Genomic DNA, 23,586 nt, shown 5'->3' with positions numbered 1-23,586 from the left:
TCACATACAAAAAATTATAAGAAAGGAGGACAAAAGTGTTTTATAAAGCTCATCGAATCTGGGAAAAATATTACGGTTCTGAACAAGTAGCAGTTGATTTTGCAGGAAGAGAAATAAGAAAATCTTCATATGGAAATATATTTTCTAGATACAATTGAGACCTTCATCACATCTTTCCTAAATCCAAATGCGGATCAAATGATGAAGAAAATCTACTTTGTGTTCACGTTCTAACTAACAGAGAAGCAGCTGATAAAACTTCTTTTTGAGCTAATGATCAGGCCTTTGAAGTTGTTTTAAGTAAAAGAAAAACTAGAATGTTGGGCAAAAAAGTTTATAGAATAAGAGAAAAAGAATCTTGACTTGATTAAAACAACGTTGTTTTCTTAAATATTGACACAAAGTATTTCTTAAGAAAATTTCATTTATATTAAAAAATTAAAATTGTGGAATAATCCAAATTTAATCACAAATAATTAAATATTTCAATAAAAATTTAAGGAGATTTAAAATGAATGATTTAGCTTATAAAGTTTGAGAAAAAGCATTTGGAAACAAGGAAGTTGCTTTTGATTTTGCGGGAAGAGAAATCCATAAATCTGCATACGGAGATCAAAATTCAAAATACCGTTGAGATATTCATCACATTTACCCAAAAGCTAAGGGGGGTTCAAACGAATTGCATAATTTAATTCCTGCTCATATAGATACAAACAGAGAAGCAGGAGATAAAACAGCCTACACAGCAAATGGAAGAAATTTTGAAGTTATTAAAGATAAAGAAAAAACTAAAAAATTAGGCAAAAGAGCTTATGAAATTCGTGAAAAATAACTTTTTAATTTAATTTTATAAATTTACCATAAATAATGCAAAACAAAATAACGGAATTTTTCCGTTATTTTTATATATTTTATGTTTTGATGATTTCTACAAGAAAAGTACTTATAAATTTTATAAGCATAAATAATAAACAATGATATGAACCCTAGAGTTGGACAACAAAATCCAAACTTAAGGATTCATATCAATTTTTTTAGTTTAGTTTTTTGATTTTTTTATATTTTTTAGATTTAATATTTGTTAAAAAATATTATAATGTTTAAGTTTTAATTAATTTATTTTGAATTTATAACCAGAAAAGATAAATTTATTTAATCATTTAATTAATAAAATAAAATGAGGTTTATTATGAAAAAATACAATAAAGCACTCGTAACATTAGGGATATCAACTGGTATTACAGGAGCTGGGGCAATTGCATCTTTAGGTGCTATATTGTCATTACATAACAATCACAAAAATTTTCCTAAACAAACATACTTTTTTATGGAATTAAAAAACGAAGTTGATAAAACAATTTCTCAGTTAAAAGATCTTTCAAAATCAGATCAAAATAATAAAGAGATTAAAGATCTTTATTTAGAAGTAGATTATGCAAATCAACTTCTTGCAAATGAAAATTCAAGCATCGCAACAATGCTTCAACAAAGAAACAAACTAAGGCACTCTTCGCCTAAGGCACTCTTCGCCTAAGGCACTACTTAATGTTGCTAAAGACCCAGAGAAAGAAAGAAAACTTTTAAAAGAATATTATTCTTTAGTTAAAGATGTTGATTTTCAAAACTTTATTAAAACTGCCAAAGAAAATGTTCTTAAACAACTTTCTACAGCTAATAAACAAAATGCACTTAAAGCTTTTTATGAAGTTGTCGATCCACTTATTGAGCAACAAAACGACTTTTCAATTGGTCTTGAAACTAAAATTTGGACCAATCATGAACAACTAATTAAAAACAACACGACTAAATTTAATTCTCAAGAAAAAAGCACTTTATTTTCTACTATTGATCAAATTTTAATTTTACTTAATCAACCTCAATATTCAAGGGACGCGCTAGTTGAGTACGAAAAAGTTTATGATCAAATGATTACTAAACTTTCAACAGAAAAAGAAAAATCTAATAAATCATTAAATAATTTCCTTGAAAATGTTATTAAAGTTCGTAATGAAGTTATTGATTTAAAAACTGACGAATCACTAAAAAACAATTTTTTAAATCGAATTGATAATTATAAAAACCAAGCTTTAAATCCAACTCCTACTTTAGCTCTTGATAAAGATAAAGAAATTAGTTATTTAAATGATTTGGTTAATAACCAACTTAAAACAATTATCAAAGAAACTCCTAACACAAATAAGTTGTTACAAACTTTATCAGCAAATTTAAATAATCTCAAATCCATTTCAAAAGATTCGCAAATTCAAAAATTAGTTAATTTACAAATTCAAAAGATTCAAAATAACCCCAAAGAAACTCAGGGTGATATTTTAAATAGCATTGTTCAAGCGACAAATTTAGTTTCAAGTGTTAAAAATATTGAAAATTTAATTAGTTCTATTAAAAGTAAAATAGGGCAATATTTAGATCAAAAAACCCTTAGCGGAGTTGACGCTGAGTCTTTTAGTGATTCATTAAGTACCATTATTAATTCTGATTTTGATAATATTAATGAGTACTTAGAAAAACTCAATTCATTACACAATAATATTTATGATAATGTTTTATTAGCTTCACTATTTCGAAACTCATTAACAAAATTAAATGAGCAAGTTTTAGATTCGCTTAATAAAGGTTTTAATATTGATAAAAAAAGTTTATCTCAAATAAATGTTGAAATTAATAAGTTACTTAATTCAAATCCACCAGTTAAACAATTAAACGAAGCTTTATGAATTAACTCAAATCAACTAAGAGAAATCAATCGAATCGAACTTAAAAACTGATACGATTTTACTCAATCTTTAACTAGCGATAATGATAATGTAATTGCTAGTGATATTAAAAGCCAATTAAAATTTTTAAACAAGCAAGCCGAAGCTTTAATTGCAAATAATTCTGCTGCTATTAGAGAAGATTTACAAAGTTTAATTAAACTTTATCAAAAATCGCGTGAAAAAATTCATATTAGCCAAGGCAATGAAAAAGCTTTATTGCATCAAACTCAAACAAAAAATTCAATATTTAATACTTTTGTTAATCAAAACGGAGAAATTAATTCATCATTTGCTCAAAAATTACTTAGTCAAGTACAAGAATTAAAAAAACAAAGCCAAATAATAACTCAAAATCCGTCTTTAACTAATGAGCAAAAAGAGTTGAAATTTAAAGAAATTTCTAATTCTCTTAACAACTTAGAAAAAACTTCTAAAAATTGAAAAGAATTAGAAAAATTAGTTTCTTTAGGCGATGAAACTATTGCTTCATCAAATCGCAAAAAATCTGAGCAAATTTACTTAGAAAGAGAAATTTCAAAAATAAAAGAGATTAAAAATAGTATTTTAAGTGCTTTAGATAATGCAGCAAATGTCGATAATTTAGATCTTCTTACCCAACAAATTACTCAAGCTATTAAATATTATAAAGAAAAGCAAGCTGATTATCAAAGAACTCAAGCTCCATTAGAAAATGCTAAGGAAATTAACGAGACTTTTGCTCCTTATTCATTAAATGGTGCTCCAACTCCAATGCAAAAGAAATTTCTTGATAAGTTAAGCGAATATCAAAAGCAATTAGCTTCAACGAATTTGACTGATGATAAAAGAAAAGAGACTAATGAAAAAATTACTCAATTAATGGATTTGGTTGAATTAGCTAAAGAGCTTGAAGTTAAAAATAACGAATTAAAATCATTAGTGGATAATAATGAGCATAATGATTATTCTAGTTTTGCTCCTACAAGTGAATTTACTAAGTCCAAGCAACTCAACACCGAAGTTGTCTCTTTTATTGAAACCTTTTTTAATTCAGACCCTGATAAAAATCAAATTAAATCCAAAATTGAAGCTCTTAATAATTACTATAAAACACTATCGCTTGATATTTCGGTTGCATTATTGAAAAAAACTAACAAGGAAATATTGGATAATAAAATTATTACAACTAATTTCGTAAGCCAAAGTCCTTATGCAGAAATTAATGCTTCATTTGAAAACATTAACAGTATTACTAAGAATTTAATTAATGATAATCACAAAACCCAAACACAAATTGATGAGTTAGAAAGCACTATTAAAAACTATTTAAAATTAGCTAAAACCCTTAAAAATAGTGCAGATAAATTACAAACAATCAACCAAAATGATAATTCGATTGCTTATGAAGCATTATTAAAATCAATTATTAATATCCCAAGTAGCGGAAGTGTTAATGAGCCAAATAATTCACTGATTAAATTTGGTGATTCACCATCTGTAATTGATTTTAAAACACGAATTTTAACAGGTGAAATTGCCAAAACCCAAAGCCGAATTGAAGCTCAAAATCATCTTAAAAACTTAGAAAGCGTTTATTCATCAAACGAGAGAAATCATGCTATTTTCGATCACGCAATTAGTGTTTATGATGCTAAAATTCAAAATTACAAAGAGCAAATTGGGCAATTTTACATCTCAAAAGGGAATTTAATCAACTTACGTGATGAAATTGATTTTTACATTAAAAAGGCAACTGAGCAAAAAAATAGCATCCAAAATGATTGAGATGTAGCTCTAAGTTTAAAAAATAGTAAAAAAACTGAATATGATAGTCAAAAAAATGCTGATTGATTAACAAATACTACTCATACAGATAAAGTTTTTGCTGATTTTGACTCTTTAAAAGACGCAGCTAATACTAACGGGAAAAAGACAACCTTAACAGCTCAGCTACTTGCTAAACTTAATGAACTTCCTCTTGCGTATGCAAAAGATGCATTTATTCAAGCTTCAATTAATTTAACTAGTAAATTAGACCCATTTACTAGTTATTCAGAAGAAATTAAAAATGCTTATAGCAATTCATGAAAAGGAATTATAAGCAATTGAATTAATGCTTTAAAAACCACTGTTAATAATTACACTCAAACATCATATTTAGTTAAAATTAAGCAAGATTACCAAAAACTTTCGGCTCTAAATTCTTTAATTACACAATTTAAGGTTGTTTTTGATTATTTTGGCAAAAATTCACAAAGTAACCCAAATCAAAGTAACCTTCAAGTATTAACTAATCAGCATCCAAACAATACTCTTTTTGACCAATTAAACAATAAAACTCCGTATCAAGTCTCAGAAACTACTTTATATGAAAAAACTCCTGAAAGTATTTTAGGTTTAGCAAACCAAATTAGAGATGTGTATTTTGATAATGTTTCTCTTGAAGAAGCTAAAGCAAGCGAACTTGAAAAAATCAACAATTATTTAGCTGAAGTGGATAGAAAATTAAATGCTCAAAACAATCATATCGATTCAAGTTTAAAAACTCAAATTGATACTAAGTTAAATAATTTAGTTACTCAAACTAATGCAGTTCAGAATAAAAATCAATTAATTAGTATTGATAATTTACTTGGAGAAGTTCAATTTAAAGAAAACAATTTAAAACAACTAGCAATTACTACTAAGCAAGCAGAAAATTTAGTAAGCACACACTCAAATATACCTACTGATCAGAGCGGAAAACAAAGTATTATTACTGACATTTCAAAAACTTACAATAGCTATAAAAATTCTTATTTATCGCTTAATTCTTTGGAATTAATTTCCAAAGAACAAAATTTACAAGAGCAAATGGCTTTATTTAACAAATTTGTTCAAGTATATAATTTAGTTGAAAGTCAAAAAGCAAAAATTCCAACATCATATAATCAAGGAACTGGGTCTAAGGGTACTCAACAAGAAGGAAAAACTAAATTAGAAGCATATTTTAATCATTTAAAAACAATACTAAATACAACTCCAATTACTCAAGCAAAATTATTGAACCTTGAAAATACCGTTAATTCTTTAACTGATTTAATTTCAATTCAAAAAGAAAAATTAAATATTCAAAATCAAGTTGTTGCTGACAATGATTATAATAATTTCAACTACAAAAACACAACAAACTTTAACTATGGTTTTGAAAATGATGCTCAAAAACTCGCTGATATTATTTTAAAAAGCATTCCTAATACTACAAAATCTGCTAGCGAAATTAGTACCATATTAATTCCAAATTTGGTTAATGAATTTCAAAATCAATATGATTTATATTTAGCTCGTAAAAAAGCTCTTAATCTTTTATATAGCAATACAGCAACTGAAAAAGGAATTAAAGTTAAAGAAGTTGAAACACTTTATCAAAGTGGAACTAATAACGTTAATGTACAATTTACTAAATTAAAAGATAAAGCTGATGAATTTTTCCACACTCAAGCTCAAGCAATTAGTAAAGCTACTGATAAAACTCAAATTGATCAGGCAATTAGCAATGCAGTTGAAATTGATGCTTTCTTTGATAAATACAAGCAAATAGCTCAGTTAATTACCCAAGCTAATGCTAAAATTACTTCATTAAATAGCTTAGATTCAAGTATTCAAAGTAACGTTAATGTTACTGTTTCAAAAACTATGTTACAAGCACAAATAGATACTGGTTTGTCAAATTATTACACTCTAAAGGATAACATTCAACTTGATCGTAATATTTTAATGCTTGATACATATGTAGCTCGCTTAAATTTAGCTATTGAAATAGCTAAAATCCAAAATGAGTTAAATAAATTTAACTCTACTCCAGGAAATGCTGAATATCTAACTAGTGATGCTAAAGCTCCTTTACTAGAAATTCTTAATAAACCATTTACTGAGTTAAATAAAAATTATAATTTGGAAACTAAAGATGATTATGATCGCTTATTAGAAAAATATATTACTGGTTCAACGGACAATTCATATACTATTGCATTTATTAACTCACAAATTTTGCAAATTAATATTTACAAAGCACAGCAATATTTGGATACTTATAAAAAACATCATAACACTAATCCAAATTATGAACCTCGAGATATTCAAGACCTTTACACTCAATTAGAGCAAAAAATTACTCAAGCAACAGCTATTTTAAACGCAAATCCACATAATGAAGATCAAAAACTTAAAGTTGCTTTGGAGATATACAATTCCAACAATGGAGTGCTTGATCAGATTATAAAAGCAAAAACTCAAAGAGCTAAAAGAGATTTATCGCTACATTTATCGCTTGACAAATATATTGATAACCATTTCCCGAATGTAAATAATTCTCCACGGATAAGCGATTTTAAATCAGTTGCATTAGATCCACTTGAAAATATTGATATTTCAAGTCCGACTAAATTAGAAACCTTTAATACTAATTTAATTAGTGCTCATGAAAAGTATATCCAACAACAAGTAGCGGTTTTTAAATGAGAAGCTCATAGATACAATTCATATAAAAATAAATTTAATGAGTTTTATACTTTATTGAATTCTCAAAACACCAATGGAGTAAGTCAAAGTTTTATTTTTGAAACAACTGGAATTACTCAAGCTGATTTAGTTGATTTTGAGCGAGCAATTAATCCAACTGCTACTGATAAACTTCATACCAAAGCTAAAGAATACGCAAATAAAGTAAATCAAAGTGATGATGATCTTAAAAAATGAATTGAAAATATTAGTGGAAATGATCCAATTGAAACTTTAACAAAGGTAGCTGATGAATTTGTTAATTATTATCAAAATCTCATTTCAATTAAATCAATTCCTTCAATTTTAATTAAAATTAGCAATTTAACACGTATTAAAGAACAATTAGCTGATCTAAATTCATCAGAAAATGTGCGTAAAATTATAAAAGATACTCATTTACAAACAGCTGAGTTAGAAACTAAAATTAATGCCTTTTTAACCGAAATTAATGTTTTAACAAGCAATTCTCAAAGTGATATAAAAAATGAAATTGATGAATCAAATGTTTTATTTACTACTGATACTCCAGCAAATATTACCACTGAGAGACAAACATACTTTAATAATTATAAAAATATTGTTGTTGCATTAGCTAAAGCCAAAGAAAAATTGCTTAATTTAGTTTTTGGAAACAGTGATGCTGATCAAAATACTTTACAAAAAGCCTTATCGAAATTCCTTACAGGGGTTTCAGACTATGAGGGAAGAGCTAATTTAAATAATTTATTAAAATATCTTGCTTCAAGTACCCAAGCTGAGCCTAATATTGCACCAGATCAAGATAAATTCACCTTAGTTAAAAGTGAATATAACAAACTTGCAATTCCTTCATTGGCAAGCAATACAGAGTTAAATAATCTTACTGCTAGCACCGCAAGTGATTTTGATATTTTCAGTTCTGTTACTAAGGGATTTGACTTAGCTTATAAATTATTTAAATGAACTACCGATCCAAATAACATTAATTTATTTTTTGAGTATTTAACTCAAAAAACTAACGGAAAATTCAATTATGAAGATATTATCGCAAAAGCAAGTACCACATTAGAAAGTTTTAAAAAAATTCTTCAAGGAAATGATGTTAATGAAGAAGATATTACTATTAATGGAACTACTTATAAAGCCAAAAAATTAAATTCTTTATTTGATACAAATGGAACTGGATTAATTGGAAGTTTATTTGAAAAATTTAATATTTTAAAAGGAAATTCTTCAATTTTTAATATTAATAATGTTGAAGTTTTTGCTTATAAATCATCTAGTGATCCAAATGCTGAGTATGTCCAATCTCATTTAACAGATGATCCAAAAATTCGAAGAGGATTTATTGATCTTTACTTTAGGTTTACTGAACCTGCTTCAGTAAAAGATGAAACTAGTGCCTTTAGTAATGTACAAAGTTTTGGGGTTAAATTTGAAAATATTGGAATTAACTTTAATATAATTAATACTTTTAGCATTACCAAAGAAAATATTTCTGATGAAGCTCATTTAAATGCTCCACTATTTACTGCTGAAGAAGCCGGTTGAAATAATTTGGAAGCACCATCACGGTTACTTAGTGCCTTTAATAAATATTCTTTAGTTAAAGCAATTAACGATAATGCTTCATTTTATTCAGAAGATATTACTGAAGATATTGATGCAGCTCCTTCAAGCACCACTACTTCTTCACCTGATTTTAGAATTAAAGTTAAATTAACAGGAAGTTATAAAGGATATACTCAAGTAGGAAATCAAATCTTTTGAAGAACAGTAAATCCTTATTTTGTTTCTGATGAAGGAGTTCAATATCAAAGTGAAATTGATCATTCAAGAAGGCTTATTGGACCTAAAGATCAAACTACTTATGATTGAGTTAATCAGTATCAGTATAAATATAATGTAACTACAGATAAAGGAAAAAATTTACTATTTCTTCCGTTTGTTATTGGAATTCCAATGACTAAAAAAGGAAGTAATGACGGAACGGTATTAATGGTAATTACTTGACAAATTTTAAATAGATTTGACAAAGTTCAAACATCAAATCCTCAAAATATAACTCTTGGAGGAAACACTGATGTTTTAAGACACGTTTTCTTCTTTAGACGCTCAAATGCAGGAAAAACTAATAATTCAACTAAAACCTATTCAAATTTCTTTTCTCATGTGATGAGTAAAATTAAATACAGAGATTTAGAAGGATTATCATTTAAAGCCTTGAATTTACAAAGAAGATTTGGTGGCTCTCGTTTATGACCTGTTGATGGATTAATTCAAACAATTGAAGATATTTCAGGAAAAGATAAAGGAATTGGAGAACAAGACTTTACAAATGCTATCGGATCAGATGGATTCTTTAACATTAAGTTCAAAGTTCATTAACAAGGAGTAATTATGTTTAAAAACAAAAACAAAAAACTAACTAAAGCATTAATTATATCATCAGCAATAGTAGCTTCAGCTACTGTTGGTATGGGAGTGACTTTATACACAATTCACTCCAATGAAAATGTTAATTTATCTACAGTTTATGGAAATTTTCTTCAAGGAGAAAACTTATTTAAAATTTACTCTCCTTATATTGAAGAGTCTCAAGAGCAAAAAGATAAAATTATTCAGTCTTATTCAGGAGCTAAAAATCAATGAAAAGATCCAAATAAAAAACTTCATGAGAAATTAGTAGCTTTGGATTTAGCACAAGAAAAGGCATTTAGTTTTTATATTGCACACTTAAATAATTTGAATTTTAAAGGTCAAGAATTAGCAACATTTTGAAATAAAATTATTTCCAATCAAGAAAATCGTATTCGTGAACTTGATTTAAAAGATGCTTTAACTCAACGTAAACAGGATCAAAGTATTAAGTTTTTTGAAAACTTATACAATACTAATAATCCCAATAAAAGTGAGTACTTAACGAATTTATCACAAGAAATTACTAAATTAGTTAAACAACAAAATGACGCTTTAAATCCATATATTGCACTTCTTGAAGGAACTTCTCATATGCTTGATAATCTTCCTTTTGAAGGACTCAAAAAAGATACCACTTCATCCCTTAGTCATTTATATTCTCGAATTATTAGCACTGATATACGTTTAAATGAAATTCAAATTGCTTCTCAAGATACAAGTGGTGAAGTTGAAAAACTGCGACTTGTTCTTAATGGATCGCAAAATGAAATTAACGAAATTAATGAATACTTAAAACAAATTCAACCTTATGTTCATAACTCTGCATATAATGCAACAGAAAAACAAAATATCCAAAAGTTTTTAGATTCGGCTAAAATTAATCTTAATTTAGCCCTAACTAAAGCAAATATTAACCAAATTCGCAACAGTGTAGTGACTTTTTATGAACAAATTTCCGATAGTCAAAAAACAGTAGCAGAAATTCAGCAAGTAATTAGAGATTTATCTGCTTATGTAAATAATTTTAATTCAACGCTAAGTTTTAATAAAGATACTCTTAATTTGTTAATTTTACAAGTGGCATCAATTAATGATAAGCAAAAACTTATATCAGCTAAAAATAATTTATTTAGTGATTTTTACTCATTAAAATTTGCAAACTCATTAATTGAAGAATTGACCACTAAAACTAATGAAGCTCTAGAAAATCGTATTATCAGTAAAACCAAAGCAACTTTAATTAATTCACAACTTCAATCTATTGTTAATAGAAATTTACCAGTAAAACAATTAGTTGATCAGTTATTTTCTTTTTATAGTACTCAAATTAAAGAACTTGAAGATTTAAGTTACTTAAATAGCGAATTACAACTAATTCAAAGCCAAATTACTGAAGTTAAAAACTTTAAATTTACCAGTAAAGATATTCAAAATCAACTTAATCAATTAAATAATGAAGTTATTAAAACTTATTCAAATAATATCTCAATAGCTTATTTAAAAACAGTTAAAAATAAGCTTAATGAAACTTTAAGAACTATTTTAAAAATCAATTTAAAAGAATTAATTCCTTTATTAGAACACGAAGTTAAAATTCTTGAAACACTAAATAACCCAAAAAATGAAGTAATTATTAAGGAAGTAAAGAAATTAAATAAACAATCTCTAACAATGGCTAAAGATTTTAATCCAATTTCTTCTGCTGAAATTATTAGTCAAATAAAAATTTATGAAACTAAGCTTCAAAATCTAATTAGTGCAAACAAACAAAGTCATGCCGAAATTTTTTCATCTTTTACTGATGATTATTTAAAAGTTGCCTTTTCAAATAATGATGATAGTTATATACCAAATGAAAACGAACAAAAACGAATTAATTTATATAACAAGTATAAACAAAATTTAGAGCAACTTCGTAATAAAGTTAACTCCGGAAATGGAGATGATAAACTAGAACTAGATATTTTAGATCTTAATTCAAAATTAAAAAATTTAACTAATACAGCTAATGATTTTCGTAAATTATCACTTCTTGATAAAGAAGCTTTAGCTACTTTAGCTGAGAAAAAAGCTAGTGTCAACGCAAATGTATTTAAACCATATATAGAAATACTTGAAGAAGTTCATGCACAATTAAAGGGACTTTATGAAAATCCAAATGTAACTAATGACCAAATTATTGCTACTCAAAACCAATTACAAAAAGCAATTAAAGACCTAAATGAAGCAGATCTTAATGTTTTATTAAGTCAAACATTAGCACAATTAAAAACTAGCATTAAAACAAATTATCAAAACGATTTTTCTTCACAAGAAACTCAAAATTTACTAAAAAATTACAATGAGCTTTTGAATAATTCTTCAAATGATTTAACTGCTCAGCAACAAAGAGAATCCATCTTAAAAACCAATGAATTAATTGACATTACTCCATTTTTATATGGGTTAGAAATTAATAAAAAACGTTTACTCACAATTATAGGGGAATATACATCTGCGCCATATACAGCAAGTAAAACCAATCAAGCAATAACTATTGCTCAATCAGAAATTAAATCTGCTGATGAGTTAGTGGGTCGCTTAAATAATTTAAATAATATTCCAAATAAGCAATTATTTAAAAACAAAAAAGATGAGCTATTTAAGCGAGGAAATGAAATTTTACTTGCTTATGAGCAAGAAAAAATTGAAGAAATTAACAATCACATTCAAGCAACTAAAAAAACCAAAAACACCCCAGCTAATATCAAATATATTACAAGTCTTGAAGCAATTGATAATTATTTTTCAGTTCAAAAATCTCAAACTAATTATCAAAAAGCTCTTATTGTCAGTGAAAAGATGGAATTATTAAAAAAATTAGCTGATTATTCTTCGCAATTACTTGATTTGTATAATTTATATAATCAAGGTACAACTAAAGTATTATCAGATTCTATTGAAAAATTACTTGCTAATAATAATTTATCACTCAGTGATGAAAAAGATCAAATTAATGTTAAAATTGAGACTTTAAGCAAAGCAAAATCAGTTATTAAAGCTAAAAATGAATTTATTAAAGTTGTTCAAGGATTAAATGCAATCTTAGAAGAAAATAAAGATTGAAAAATTTATGCATCATTAAAAAGAGATATTAGCTTAGTTGAACAAGAAAGCAATTCACTTATTTATAATAATGAATTATCTGTAGCACAAATTAAGCTTAAAAAAGCTCAATTTGAAGCTAAAATCAAGCAATATACAACCACTAAAAAAGATCTTTTGGATGCATTTAATCAAGCAATTAGTAAAACAAATGCTAAAGAAACGTTTTTAAGCAATAATATTACAAAATTACAAAGCACCAATTCCGGATATTCATTTAACACTTATTTTAGCAATGTTCAAAGTGAATATGATCAAGCTAAGCAATCAAATCAAAAAAGTAATTTTGACACTGATGATATTAATAATTTTGCAACTAAACTTGAAATTGGTTACCAAAAAGATTTAGCTTTAAATAAATTAAATGATCTTCAAATCACTGCTTCTTATAGTGCCTTTGGAAATGATGATTTACATACAAAAATTAAAAAATCTTTTGAGCTATTTAAAAATATCCTTACTAATAATTTAACTTCAAATAGCTTGAGTTTGGAAAATACTAAAGAAATTAATCAAAAGATTATTGAATTTGATAAATTATTTAATTTTCAAAAACGAATTGCTAATTATGTAACTAAAAATACCACTCATAATAATCAAAAAACTACCTCAATTGAAAATCTAAAAAATGGCATTGAAAATTTATTATTTGTTTCATCAGATTCTTTAAATCAAATTGAAGAAAAATATTCGTCGCTATATGAAAATTATCTTAATAACGCTGAAATTGATGAAATTCGTGAAAATATTCTTGCTAGTTTAGAAAATGATAATTTAACTAATGGTTCATATGGTGTTGCAAAATTGCTAAGCAATGCTCTAGGAACTACTTATGATAGTGATGTTGAAACTAAATTAAACAATTATGTTAATAAAATTAAAACAAAAGTGCCAAACATTACTTCAAAAGATTTATTAACTGAAGTTAATCGTATTAAAGATGAAATTCCAGCATTAGCCCAACTAGCTATTAGTGTAAATCAAGCTAAAATTACCTTGGGTTCATTGCAAAATTCAAGTTCAAGTTTAGTTAATACATATTCGCAAAAGCTGAATGAATTTATTGATCAAGCAAGAGAAAGTTATTTTAAAGATAAGCCAAATAATGAAAAGAATAATATTAAATTCTATATTCAATTAAGCGATCAAATTAACTTTACTACTCAAAAATTAAGGATTTCAGATCAACTTGCCACTAAATTAGCTGAAATTAAAGCTTTAATTAACGATCCTTCTTTTAATTTACAAAGTTTAAATGGAGTTTCAGGGCTTGATAAACTTAAAAAGATAAATATTTATTTAGATAGCTTTGAAAGTGTAGCGAATAATAATGAATATAATCAAGAAGTTGTTAATCAAATTGAAGTTTTAGTTCAAAAAGCAAATTTATTTAAAAATATTATTCAAACTGATCAAGATGTATTAACATTTACTAGTGCATTATTGGCTCATAATTTTCCAAGTTCAGCTCACGATTTAAACGATGCTCTTTCACTAGTGTGAGACAGTATCCCTCAAAACGAAACTTACTCAAACCCTTCACTTGGAAATGATGTTCAAAATCAGTATTTAGTTAATGATTTGTTTAATTTAAATACTCAAAGTGTTGATCAATATGAGGTTTTAACTAATAAAATCATTCAAGAAATTAATCTTAAATTAGCTTTAATTGAAGCTAAAAGTAATTATCGCAATCAAACAAATGAAAAAATTATTCATTTAAAGAAAGTTGAATTTACTCCATTAGTTCACGATGAGTTTAAAAATTCTTTAGCTAATTTTTTAGATAATTTAGAAAAACAAAATAACACTCAAAACACACTAACAATCTCTCCAGATGAAAGTGGTGCATTAAACATTATTCGAAACAAAGTTAATGCAATTGAAAATAACTTAGATAAACTTAAAATTTTAGCTCAAAAAGCTTATGAGTTAAATGCCTATAATAATATTCTTACTAGCAATGAAAAATTAGTTATTGATGCGAAAAATGAAGCTAACGAATTAATTAATCAAGCTTATGGATATTATAATGATGCTACAAAAATGGTTCTTACACGTGAAAATTCAATTGAAAATCTTACTCAAAAATTAAACAATATGCATTTTAAATTGAATTTACTAAGCAAATATGATGCAGTTAAAATTAAATTTGATAATGATTTTACTTTAACAGCAGATCAAAAAAGAGTAATTCAAAATAAATTAGATCAATTTATTAGTGCATATAATTTACCAAATGCTAATTTAGAAACATTATTTAAAATTTACTTTAGAGATGTAAAAGATATTCAACCAAGTGAAGGTCAAGAAGTGAAAAATTCTTTAATTGAATATACTCTTAATAATGCTATTGATTTACAAAGAGAATATAATCAAGCTCTTGGGTTTATCGCTTTGCAAGATAGTACTATAGATAATGCTAAGGTCCAAACAATCTTTAATCAAATTAAAAATTTAATTGGTGGAGAAGCTGGAGTAATTGTAACTTTAGCTAATAAAGCTAATAAAGAAGAAGCTAAAATCCAACTTTCTAACACAATTAAAGCAAGCATTAATCGATTAATCAGTGCTAAAAAAGAACAATTAGCACAACAAAAAAATGCTAATGAGAAAATTAAAGAATTTTTTGATGCTACAAAAAGTCATGTGAATTCTAACAGTACTCAAAGCGAGTATATTGATAATTTTATTGCAAAGGGAATTACTGATTTAGACACTGCAATTAAAAATAAAGACACTTTATCATACTCAAAAGTTAATGTTTATTTAAGTAATGCTAAAGAAGTGGCTAACTTACAAATTTTTGATTTATATGCAAAAGGAATTAATGCTGTTGAAAACATTCAAAGTAAGGTTTTAGATTATGTTAATGATTTTGCTCCAAGTAAAACAATTGTTCGTGCTGGGGTAAATGTCGATAATTCTTTATACCAAGGTATTGTAACTTTAAAAGATACAATTAATACTGCTTTAGGGTCTGATTTTAGCAATATTAATAATTATGAACAAAAAATCAATTCATTAGTAAATATTATCAAAGGAAATTATCAAAACACTTTAAATAATTTTGTAAATTCACTTAAAGAAAAATTTGCTGAAAAATTTGAAGCTCAACAAGGAAGTGATCAATGCGGATTTTATGTTAAATTAATTAATAAATTTGACACTTTAAAAGCTAATATAACTGGTCAAAATTACAATTTATTTAAAGAAAATAATATCGAAGATCTTGAGAATCAATATGATACTTTTAAAAATCAATATGAAAGTATTAATAACATTTATCAAACCTTGGAAGATAAAAATGATTCAGTTTCACTAGCTAATTTTGCTACGTTACTTAATACTTTTAATCAAAGTTTTTTAAATTTAGTTTCAAGTATTAAAGATGCTGTAACTAATGCACTAGCAAAAAATCCTCTTGAAGAAATTTTTGCTGATCTTTTTGAAACTATTAGATATAATAGCGTTTCAAGTGAAACTGATGCAATTAAAAATGCTTTTGATACCTTTAAGCAAGGAATTTTAACTACTTTAAACAGCGTAACTACTGCAAATTTTGATTTTAACTCTCTAAATAAAACCAATTCTTTAACTACAACTTTAAGTACATTATTAAATAAAATCACTAATTATAATAATTGAATTAAAGAAGATCAAAATAAACAAATGTTACTTAGTTCGCTAAATGATGATCCAAAAAAGTCAAACCCTCTTACTCCTCGTGAAGCCGGACTTGATGGAGCTTTTAATCATAAATATAAAGTCATAATTGCCAAAGATGATGTTACTCGAAAAGAATTTATAAAAAGATTTGAAGTTTTAAGTCATAATGCTCAAAATGATTTAGTCCAAATAGATAATAATGATGAATTTTTAGATATGTTTGAGCAATTTGCATACACTAATAAAGATGTAAAAGATAACAGTGATTTAAAATCAATTTTTTCACCATTAAAATTAAAAGTTTATCTTAAAAAATATTCTACTAATGGTTGGTTTGATTTAATATCTCAAACCCAAGATGAAGTCGATCGACAATCACTTAAAGCTAAAGTTGTGTATTCATATGAATCAAATAACACCAATATTGGAAAATTACAAGTTGAAAAAGAAATAGTAATTTCTTTTAAGACTTTAGATACTATCGCAATTCCAAATCAAACAACAAGCATCTTTATTGATAATAACAAAGTTGGAATTGATACTAAAGTTGAAGTTTTAGATGTTGATGAAGCAGGATGAAATATTCCACAAATATCAGATGCAAATGCAAGCAATGCTTCTCAAGTTAAAGATCAAGTTATTACTAAAGTGTATAACAAAATGAATGCAGCAATTTTTGGTTTAAACTCTAATAATAGCACTAATTTAAGCACTAATGTAATTGTGCCAAATAACACTTATTTAAGTAGTTTAAACACCTCAAATGATGCAAATTTACAAAATATCCGCTATACAACTACAAGCACTCAAAATGGTAAAACCGCAACTAGATTAAGTGCATATTTAGATAAAAACAATCGTAATAAACATAGTAAATATGGTTTTGATTTCGAAAATCAACTGACTATCCCAATTACTTATAATGTATCGTTAACTTCAAATAAAGATTTTGAGATTTTAAATATTATCCCAAGTGATCAAGAAAAAGGATTTGCTTTTTTACAATTAAATGGTGGATTTATTACTGGATTACCTGGTTATGGTGGATTTTCAGGAAATTGACATCCTGGAACATATGATGAGATTTTTGTTCGTCGTGGAGGGACATTTGCAAATATTTATAATGATCCATATTTTTGATTTAATACCTCTCCTAACCGCCTACCAACTGGATTAAATTTAAATTTGTATTTCTTTAATATTGATTATGATGTAGTCAAAAGAAAGGTTTACTTTTATAATTCGTGAACTGAAAATAGTTTATTTGTTTTTAATAAAAATACTTTAAAACAAAAATTAGATGCTTATAAAAACAATAATTCTTTAAAAAGTTCTGATAAAACATTTTTAAGTAAATTTTCATCTAACTTTGGAAAAAATATTCAAAACTACCAACCAAAACCTGAAGAATTAGCTAAAGCATTTTCTATTTTCGCTTCCTTTAATAACCAAATTTTTAGAACAAATACTAGTAATAATGATAATTGATTACCAGTGTCTAGCAATGATGCTCTTGGTGGATATCCTGTATTTCCAATTAATGGCGGACAAAGTACTGTTTATCGAACTGATGTAAGCAATCCAAGTTCAGCTATCTTAAGACCAGTACCAAGCAAAGATTGAAAATCATCCGGAAATCAGCTTAAAAAAGCAACTGCTCAAATTGCTTTAACCTCAGCTATGGTTAATAAATTTTGATTTAAAATTCGTTAATTAATTATCTGCTGATTTAATAAGAAATAATTGATATGGACCACCAAAATTCTAAAATTATGGGGTTCATATCATATTTTTTTCGTTATTGCAAACTTTCAAGAAATGTAGCAAAAGCTTTACTCATAGATTCGGCCAAGGGTTGAAAAACAAAATTTGATAATTCTGAATTGCTTGGACATGGGATTGTTCCAACTCACATAAACGATATAATACAAACTCCAGATGATGAAATTAAATTTATTATCGAAGCAAATTCAACGCTATATGATAGATTTTCTAAATCCATCCCTCTTCCAAAAGTAAATAATAATCACCCTTTTATAGTTAAGGCAACACTATATTATGCAGTTCCAAGTACAAGAGAACAAGGGGGTTGATTATACAAACATTGAATTGGATCTAAAATTTGGAAAAGTTTTAGAAAAAAAACAAGAAATTTTCCCTATAAACAATAATTTTCAAACATTAGATAACTATAAAATAACCGAAGAAAAAGCAAGAGATGATTATCAAAAATGAGAAAACGTTAAGCATATTTGTGAAGGAATTTTAGGACCTAAAGGTAAACCACGTAAAGGTAAAAAAGTAGGAAATTCACAAGGTAATTGAGGTTTTAGTGTAAAGAAAAAAAGTAGATTATCAAGTTCTTAAAAAGAAACTATTCCTTTTACGTTAATTATTACATTAAAAGAAGTTAAGGGTATCAATAGAATTAATGAATTTATATCACTTATAAGTTATTTATATTGAGAAGTTGAAGAAATTAAAGTTAACAATAATATCGATATTGAAAATAAAATTGATCAAGAAATTGAACTTAATTAATATTTTCGGAAATATTGCTATTGGATTTAAAAATATTTATTGAAATGTTAAATAGTTTCTTAAATTTTATTAAGACTAAGGTTTATATATAAAATTTTAATGCATTGAAAATAAATGGATAGATGGGAAAAACATGTGGGTAAGAGTATATTAGTTAAAATACATCTCTTAAAGCAATTAAATTATACAACACAAAATGGAACAATTTTAAAATTGTTCCTTTTTTAATTCTCTAAAAAGAATATCAAAATTGATTTTTTTAAAATAATTTAATGTATAAGAAGTTAAATAAAAATTAAATTTTCATTGCTTTTGGTGTTAAAAAGGAGAATTGTTTTAAAAGTATCAACCCCAAAAACTGCGAACTTTTTCTTGCCATATTTTTTTATGTGGTGTGATATAAACGCCTCTGTATGTGAACCGATATGATATTCTTGTTCAAAGTCCTTAATAAAGTCTTTATTATTTTTAATATATTTTATGAAATCTTGTAAAAGTTTCTTTTTGATTTTAGAGATTTTGTCTCATTTATTTTTAAATTCATACACAAGAATTTGAAGTGCCAACTCTCACTTTCCTTGTAAGAGCAATAACTTAATAGTTTTAAATAAGCTTACTTCATAAGTAAGCAAATAATCTAGAAAAATTTTCTTGTTTTCAGTTTTATATTTTCCAAAACCACAAAGAGAAAAGAGTTTATGAATAATGTGAAATCAATCCAAAATGTACTTAGCGTTTAAAGCTTTAGCAAGTGTCTTAATAAAAGAGGCACCATCACCATAAATAATAATTTGATCAAAATCATTCCCATATATTTCTTCAATTTTACTTCTTATAGTTTCAATATAAGCATCATCAATTCCGCTACCACTTTTAGTTAAAGCCAATTCTACAATAACAGTTTTGTGAACAATTTCATTATTTGAATTTTTACCTTTATGAGCTACTATTACTCGAACACGATTTTTCTTTATTGTATTTGAACTATTACGTAAATCTAAAAATGTATCATCTACTTCCAAATACAAAATTCTTCCGCTATCAGTTGGTTGTCTAAAGTTGATCTTTTGTTGTTGGGTTTGGGATTTTAAAATATTAGTAATTGTCTTAGCGCAAATCATATTTTGATATGCAATTTCTTTAATAGCTCGATTAGACATCCCTTCCTTTTTTAAGGCAACAACATTTTCAATAATTGAAAGGTCAATATTTTTGTGTTTTGGAATAGTTCAAATAGGATTATTATCATAAAAATGATATTGGTTTTGCTTATCGATAAATAAATATCTTTTAAAATTAAATACCCCTTGTTTTGATTTAATTTTTCGACAACGAATTTGACGAATGTTTCATCCTAAATCTTTACGGGCTTGGGAATGAGCAAAAGCTTGCTCTTGTTCAAAAAACAAACTTTCCAAATGCTCTTTAATTAATCTCTGGGCATTTTCATTCATAGCAATATTATAACGCTAATTTTAAATCAAAAAACTTCTTATGATATTAAAGATTAGTATTATATTTGCATTTAATTAAATACTGATATTAAAAAATAATATTATATTTATTATTTATATTCTTACTAGAATATAAAATATTATTCTTAATTTATATACTATACTTACTATTTATATTTAATTTAAATATATTAGATGCAATTTTAACATATATTAAATAAAATCTTTTAAATACTTACATTATTTTTTCTAATCATAAAATTAAGTATTATATTTACTTTTATTGAAGTAAAAATTTTGAAATCTTATTTTCTTTAGATTGTTTAATTTTTTAAATAATTATCAAAAAATAATTTTATTTTTGAAAATACCACATTTTAATGTGATTTTTTAGTACTTTTTTATTTTTTATTTTTTGCACGTTAAAATGCAAATATAAACATAAAAATAAACAGGAAGGAATATAAAATGAAACCTAAAACTAAAAAAATATTACTTTCATCTTCACTTGGGGTTAGTGTTTTAGCTACAGGAGTAGGAATAGGATATTTATTCTCGTCGCTAAATTATGAAAATAAAATTTCCAAACTTAAACAAACAATTTCTCAACTTAATGCTAAACTCAATTCATTAAAAGCACAAAATCAAAATGACAAAACTAAAATTACTACTTTACAAGCAAAACAACAAAATTTAGAAACAATGATTAAAGACCTACAAGATTCTAAAATTTCAAATAGTGATTTTTCTGAATCCTTAAATGCTCTTTCACAAGAATTAAAAAGCGGAAAAACTGTTGTTGAAGTTATTAAAAACGTTGGATATAAAGATCTTAAAACTCCAATTATGGATTTCAAAAATGATTTAAAAACAAAAATAGATTTATTATCCACAACTTTAAAACGAGCTTTAGAAAGTAATAAAAATCTTACAAACGAAACAAAAGATGCAATTAAAAATTCTCTTTTAAAAGCTCAAAAGTTTCTTGATAATATCAACGAAAATAATTTTGATGATTTACCTAAGACCACAGTAGCTTTTAATAATTTATCTAAAGCTCAGAAAATCTATTTAGCACAATTATCTACTGCCATTGACTTAATGAATGAGCAAATAGCTATTCATCAAAGTGAAGTGAGTTCTTTAGAAAAACAAATTTCTCTAAGAGACCAAAAAATCAAATTACTTTCTGAAAAGCTTGCTGATAATTTAAGTTTTTACTTACAATTATTAGAAGAATTTAAAACTACCTTAAATGATTTTGATAATTTAAAACTGCAAAGCCTTAATACTGCTAAAGTTAATGACCTTAAAGCCAAAATACAAATAACCTTAGAGCTTATAGCTACTAAAAAAATAGTCTTTGAAGAATTGCTTAATAAAATGAATTCATCTTTAAAACAAGCTCAAGCAGATAGTGATTATTCAAATGTCTTTAGTTATGATGTGGACACTGTCCAAAACTCTTTTGAAGAAGTAATTAGAAATTTTGAACAAATTCGTCTTGATACTATTTCATTGTTGATGGGAGAAAATAATGCTAAAACTCTTCAAATTCTAGCTCAACAAAAGCAAATTGAATCTTTAACTACTCAAAGTGAAAATCTCCAAGTTCAAGTTGATGCTTTAACTAAAGATAAAACTTCTTTAGAAGCTACTATTGCTGAAATTAAAAAGGATTTAACCACCAACTTAGGTTCAATGCTTGATAGTCAAATTTCATCCCTTACCGGAATTGAAACCACTATTAGATCTTCAACTGTAAGTGAGGCGATTACTTTAGCTGATAGACTTAAAACTCAAATTGACGCTCTTAGAGACATCAAAACCAAATACAGTGCTGATAATTACACCGAAACTTTTTCTCCTGTTGTGAAAAAAGCACTTGATTCAGCTCAAGCAGTTATCGATGAGTACAAAAGCAATGTTTTAGATGTTTTAAAAGCTCAGTATGAACAAACAAAAGCAAGTTTAACCAAAACTCAAAGTGAACTTGAAATAACTAAAACTGAGCTTGATAGTAAGCAAAAAGAATTAGCATCAACTCAAAACACTTTACAAGAAGTTCAAACTCAATTAGCTCAAAACAAAAAAACGTTAGAAACTACTAACGAATTGTTAACTAAAGCTCAAACTCAACTTAACTCTTTAAATGATGAAATTGATAATAATAAATCTCAAGCCAAAATCTCCTACAATGCTGTTAAAGAAGTATATGATAATCTTAAAGCCAAAGCAACTACTTTACTTGGAGTAGCTCAAAGCGGAGTGGATTTAACAGCCTTACAAAATCAAATCGCTCAAAGCATTCCAAATTTTGATGAAAACGCTACTTTAGACCAAATGCAAGCAAGCATTAAAGCCTTAATTGATTTTTCGACATCGCTTAATAATACTTATGGTGATGTTTTACAAAAAGATTATGATTCTCAATCCCAAAAACAAACTCAAATAATCACGTCATTGCAGCATCAAAAGAACAAATCCAAAGAGAATTAAATTCTTTAAATTCTGAACTGGCTAATAACAAAACTCAAGCCAAAAGTTCTTATGAGGCTGTTAAAACAGTCTATGATACTCTTAAAAGCAAAGCACAAAACTTTCTTAGTCAATTAGATCCAAGTGTTAATAGTGATAAGTTAACCCAAGAATTAGCAAAACCAATTATAACTTTTGATGAAAACACTACCTTAGAAGAACAACAAGCAAGCATTAAAGCTCTAATTGAATCTTCTACAAGACTTAATGATGCTTACAGAAATACCTTACAACAAGATTATGATGCTAAAGCTCAAAAACAAACTCAAACCATCACATCATTACAATCATCAAAACAACAATTTGAAAGAGAATTAACTTCTTTAAATGAAAAATCTTCGCAATTTAAAAGTGCTTTATTAACAAATCTTAACAAAGCAATTTCTGATTATAATGCTAAATTAAATTCAGCTAAAACACTTGTTGCTAATGCTAAGAAACTTTCAATAAACACTAAAGTTTTAGAAATTTTAACCCAAGCAACTGCTTTACCAACAAATGCCGATACTCCAACTGATCAAATTGAATTATTAAAGCAATAT

General features: G+C 26.2%; 8 protein-coding genes. 7 read left to right on the top strand and 1 reads right to left on the bottom strand.

All coding sequences use genetic code 4. From position 1 onward, the window contains the following. Window positions 1-35 precede the first annotated feature (35 nt). The 6 genes from EXC58_RS03420 to EXC58_RS03395 all read left to right on the top strand — a co-directional run bounded on the left by EXC58_RS03420 (window position 36) and on the right by EXC58_RS03395 (window position 18,878). Window positions 36-371 carry an HNH endonuclease signature motif containing protein gene (locus EXC58_RS03420; RefSeq protein WP_129725639.1) on the top strand — a complete coding sequence of 112 codons (336 nt, stop codon included), beginning with the start codon at window positions 36-38 and terminating at the stop codon, window positions 369-371. A gap of 140 nt (window positions 372-511) precedes the next feature. Further along, on the top strand, window positions 512-832 hold the full coding sequence (locus EXC58_RS03415; RefSeq protein ID WP_129725638.1) for an HNH endonuclease: 321 nt from the start codon (window positions 512-514) through the stop codon (window positions 830-832). Window positions 833-1,189: 357 nt separating this feature from the next. Beyond that, window positions 1,190-1,534, top strand: a complete 345-nt coding sequence (locus tag EXC58_RS03410; RefSeq protein WP_129725637.1) for a hypothetical protein — start codon at window positions 1,190-1,192, stop codon at window positions 1,532-1,534. 391 nt (window positions 1,535-1,925) lie between these two features. Then, a complete protein-coding gene (locus EXC58_RS03405) occupies window positions 1,926-9,665 on the top strand; it encodes a synaptonemal complex protein 1 (protein ID WP_129725636.1) in 7,740 nt (2,579 codons plus the stop codon). Window positions 9,666-9,677: 12 nt separating this feature from the next. Next, entirely contained in the window at window positions 9,678-18,224 is an 8,547-nt protein-coding gene (locus tag EXC58_RS03400) for a rhoptry family protein (RefSeq protein WP_129725635.1), read from the top strand. Between the two features lie 345 nt (window positions 18,225-18,569). Further along, window positions 18,570-18,878, top strand: coding sequence for a hypothetical protein (locus EXC58_RS03395; RefSeq protein WP_129725634.1), 309 nt, complete (start codon window positions 18,570-18,572; stop codon window positions 18,876-18,878). A gap of 458 nt (window positions 18,879-19,336) precedes the next feature. Here the strand turns inward: EXC58_RS03395 and EXC58_RS03390 are convergent, their stop codons facing one another. Continuing rightward, on the bottom strand, window positions 19,337-20,506 hold the full coding sequence (locus EXC58_RS03390; protein ID WP_129725633.1) for an Mbov_0401 family ICE element transposase-like protein: 1,170 nt from the start codon (window positions 20,504-20,506) through the stop codon (window positions 19,337-19,339). Between the two features lie 468 nt (window positions 20,507-20,974). On the opposite strand from EXC58_RS03390, the gene EXC58_RS03385 reads away from it, so the two are divergent. Next, window positions 20,975-23,005, top strand: coding sequence for a coiled-coil domain-containing protein (locus tag EXC58_RS03385; protein ID WP_129725632.1), 2,031 nt, complete (start codon window positions 20,975-20,977; stop codon window positions 23,003-23,005). Window positions 23,006-23,586: the final 581 nt, after the last annotated feature.

It is taken from the genome of Mycoplasmopsis citelli (assembly GCF_900660645.1).
GTDB lineage: Bacteria > Bacillota_I > Bacilli_A > Mycoplasmatales > Metamycoplasmataceae > Mycoplasmopsis > Mycoplasmopsis citelli.
The sequence above is the reverse complement of the archived record's forward strand: the minus strand, read 5'-3'. Positions and strand labels throughout refer to the sequence as shown.